The sequence below is a fragment of the uncultured Cyclobacterium sp. genome (assembly GCF_963976465.1).
In the GTDB taxonomy this organism is placed as follows: domain Bacteria; phylum Bacteroidota; class Bacteroidia; order Cytophagales; family Cyclobacteriaceae; genus Cyclobacterium.
Map to the genome: position 1 here is coordinate 1 of NZ_CAXBOC010000497.1, position 3,976 is coordinate 3,976.

The window sequence follows — 3,976 nt, forward strand, 5'->3', positions numbered from 1 at the left end:
AAAAAATCAACAAAGATGAGAAAAATGTCTTCGTACTTATGGGTGATGGCGAGCAACAAGAAGGGCAGATTTGGGAAGCTGCTTTAAGTGCTCCTCACCATAAATTAGACAATTTGATTGCGACCATAGACCTTAACGGTCAGCAAATAGATGGCCCTACCAAGGACATCATGAATTTAGGAGATCTAAAAGCCAAATGGGAAGCTTTTGGCTGGGAAGTCATTGAAACCGAAAAGGGTAACGACATGGCAAGTGTGGTCGAAGGACTAGAAAAAGCAAAAAGCTTGCTAGGAAAGGGCAAACCTGTATTGAACCTATTGCACACTGATATGGGCTATGGGGTAGATTTCATGGCCGGTACCCACAAATGGCATGGGGTAGCTCCTAACGATGAGCAACTTGAAAACGCCCTTGGCCAGTTGAAAGAAACACTTGGAGATTATTGATTTCGGTGATAATAGATCTATAAATTTTGAATAATGGAAAATAAATTGGATACAAAATATACTTACACCGAAAAAAAGGACACCAGATCCGGATTTGGTGATGGTCTACTTGAGGCCGGTAAAAGGAATGAAAATGTAGTCGCACTTTGTGCAGACCTTATTGGCTCATTGAAAATGGGGGCTTTCCAAAAGGAATTCCCTGAACGTTTCTTTCAAATGGGCATTTCAGAGGCCAATATGATCGGTGCAGCAGCAGGATTGACTATTGGAGGAAAAATCCCATTTACCGGAACATTTGCGAACTTTTCTACAGGGCGTGTTTATGATCAAATCAGACAGTCTGTGGCCTATTCCGATAAAAATGTGAAGATCTGTGCATCCCATGCCGGTCTTACCCTCGGTGAAGATGGAGCAACCCACCAAATCCTGGAAGATGTGGGCATGATGAAAATGCTTCCCCATATGACAGTAATCAACCCTTGTGATTACAACCAAACCAAAGCCGCCACCATTGCCATCGCTGAACACGAAGGTCCCGTTTATCTAAGATTTGGTAGACCAAAATGGCCAATTTTCACTCCTGAAAACCAGGAATTTGAAATTGGAAAAGCCTGGAAAATGATTGAAGGTACTGATGTTACCATTTTTGCTACCGGACACCTTGTTTGGGAAGCGGTGGAAGCAGAAGCAATCCTTAGGGCTGAAGGCATCTCTGTGGAACTAATCAATATCCACACCATCAAACCTTTGGACACTGAAGCTATTTTGGCTTCCGTAGCGAAAACAGGTTGTGCAGTTAGTGCAGAAGAACACCAGTTCAATGGTGGTCTGAATGACAGCATTGCCCAAACCCTTGTAAGAAACCAACCTGCACCTTTGGAGTTTATTGGTGTAGACGATTCGTTTGGTGAGTCAGGAAAGCCTGAAGAACTATTAGAAAAATATGGCTTGAATGCCAAGAACATTGTTGAAGCAGCAAAAAGAGCTATTTCAAGAAAATAAACAGCTTTAACAAATACTGAAGCGGAGAAAATTAAAAATTTTCTCCGCTTTTTTTGTTTAAACTCAATTATAGCTTACTCCAAATTGTAGATTGCCTTTTAGATAATCTACTTTATCTTCCCATCACAAATATGCCTGGCCTTTGGCATCTAAGCTAACACCTTTTACCCAAACTATATTATTTTCTTTTTCCTCTAATGAAATAGACACTTGGTTAGCTCAGGCTTATCATTTACATTTATAAACAACTAACCATTTTATTTTCAGATGAAATCCCTATTTATTGCATCAAGTACCTTTTTCCTAATTACAGCTATATTCCTATTTGCCGAAGTATCTTCAGCTGCGGCACAAATTCTTACTTTTGAAGAAAAGGAAGATGGGGTATTGTTACTTTCAGACGGAAAGCCAAGGTTTTTTTACCAAAAGGAAATGATTAGCCTTAATGGAGAATACCCAAGGGCCAACTACCTTCACCCGGTTTTCGACACCAAAGGCGAGATCGTTACGGAAGACTTCCCTGATGACCATTTACATCACAGAGGAATTTTCTGGACCTGGCACCAACTATGGGTAGATGATTTGAGAATTGCAGATCCATGGATTAGCGATGGTGTTGAATGGGATGTAAAAAAAATCAAAACAGAAATCCATCCAAACAATTCTGCAACCATAGCTGTCAAAGTAATATGGAAAGCCAATAAAATTTCAAATAAGAAGATTATTGAAGAAAATACCACCATCACCTACCAACCTACTGGAAATCAAGTCTACAAAATAACTTTTGACATTACCCTAAAACCGCTTGTTTCCGGTGTGCGCATAGGTGGATCAGAGGATGCAAAAGGTTATGGAGGGTTCTCTCCGAGGCTAAAATTATCAGAAACTGTAGGTTTTTATGATGAAAACGGCACAGTAACTCCAGACAATTTACCCGTCTCTGCAGGTGATTGGATCAATATCACAAAAAAGGAGCCTAATGATCCGGGGGTAGTGATCATGGGTGAACCTGATCAACTCCCCTCCTATCAAGGATGGATCCTTAGAAAGAGAAACAGCATGCAAAACATGGCTTTCCCCGGTAAGGAACCCATCTTGCTAAGTAAAAAAGAACCTTTACATTTCAGAAACCAATTGCTCATACATCAAGGGTTGTCAATAAGGGAGATTAACAATCAATACAGAATATTTAGAAACCAAAACCCCAATAATTAATAAACCATTGTTTGATTTCTTTGGGTGAAATAAAAAAAGCAGTGGCCATAGACCACTGCTTTTTTTGTAATTAGGTTAGATATAATTGATTATTAAATCTGAAATATTTACTTATTTACCGGTTCCAATGGGGCTTTCATTTTCAAAATTTCTTTACCCATGGCATCAAATTTCTTTTTGATTTCTTCACCGGGTGTATTGGATTCAAACTTCACCAGATAATTTACCATACTTTCTTCGGTCACTCGATGTGCTTCTGAAATCTTCAGGTCTTTCAATTCCAAATCATTTTGAATCGCTTCTTTTACCTTCTCAGGAAGGTTTTCCGGATCAATTTTGGTTGTTTCCTGGTACCATTCTTGAGAAAGTGGTGTTACAGTAGTTCCTGCATTTGCAAAAGCAAATACACACATTGCGGCGGCACTTAAAATTAACTTTTTCATAATTTGGATATTTATGGTTAAAATAATAGTTAAATAAACAATACTATTCACGTATCATTTACAACTATTTTTAGCCAATACTGATGCCAAATAATAATTAAAAGATGAAATTTTACTTAAATAGGGCTTTAAAGCAATTTTAAGCAGTGTTTTAAAAAAGTATTTGAAAACTTGTTGGCACCAATGAATTCAAAATATGTGGAGCCAAAACCACACACTGTAAATAACATTAACATTTTATACACAAATACATAAAAGGCATATTTATTATTTAAAAAGCATATTTTTAATTTGAAAAGTTAAATTGATTGAACTTTAGAAATAGAGATATAGTGGGAAAAATTAAAAACGCCATCGCTATGTTACCGTATTTTTAAGGTTTAAAATTAAATTAGTCCTAATCCCTAAACTGAAATTAATGGATAATCAGATTCACTTAACCGGATAACTAACTTTGGAGACTTTGAAACAGCAAAATTAATAGTAGACTTTAAGCCCCTCCTATCTAAAAAGGGGCATCACTTATTTGATCCAACTGATCACTACTATTTATATTATTCAAAAGTAATACCTTACTGCCAGGCTTGGTTGGTCAAGAAATCCATCCACTTCAAAAACCCAACCTTTGTCCTCATAGTTGTTAATATTGTGAGCACTAACGGTACTCTTATTATTAAACTTAAAAAATTGACTTTCTATAAATATTAGTTCAAAGCTAAATTTTTCACTTGGAAAATAAGCCAATCCCAGGTTCCCAAAAAGGGCGAGTTGATTTAATTTTTGCTGTGAAGAGTATAACCACTCTTCATTGGCAATAACTGATTCAATAAAATAATCAGTATAGGAATACCTGAGCCCATAGGTACCTAT

General features: G+C 37.1%; 4 protein-coding genes and 1 pseudogene. 3 read left to right on the forward strand and 2 right to left on the reverse strand.

Annotated elements, in window-relative coordinates; translation table 11 throughout:
• The 3 genes and pseudogenes from AAC037_RS21020 to AAC037_RS21030 all read left to right on the forward strand — a co-directional run.
• Nucleotides 1–446, forward strand: a pseudogene (locus tag AAC037_RS21020) (transketolase); the annotation flags it as partial.
• Between the two features lie 33 nt (nucleotides 447–479).
• Nucleotides 480–1,448: a transketolase family protein gene (locus tag AAC037_RS21025; RefSeq protein WP_339905384.1), complete on the forward strand. Its 969-nt coding sequence runs from the start codon at nucleotides 480–482 to the stop codon at nucleotides 1,446–1,448.
• 267 nt (nucleotides 1,449–1,715) lie between these two features.
• Nucleotides 1,716–2,663, forward strand: a complete 948-nt coding sequence (locus AAC037_RS21030) for a DUF6807 family protein (protein ID WP_339905386.1) — start codon at nucleotides 1,716–1,718, stop codon at nucleotides 2,661–2,663.
• A gap of 107 nt (nucleotides 2,664–2,770) precedes the next feature.
• Here AAC037_RS21030 and AAC037_RS21035 read toward each other — a convergent pair whose 3' ends face one another.
• Nucleotides 2,771–3,106: a hypothetical protein gene (locus tag AAC037_RS21035; protein ID WP_339905388.1), complete on the reverse strand. Its 336-nt coding sequence runs from the start codon at nucleotides 3,104–3,106 to the stop codon at nucleotides 2,771–2,773.
• Between the two features lie 558 nt (nucleotides 3,107–3,664).
• Nucleotides 3,665–3,976, reverse strand: a 312-nt coding sequence (locus tag AAC037_RS21040) for a hypothetical protein (RefSeq protein WP_339905390.1), incomplete at its 5' end; no start/stop codon positions are given.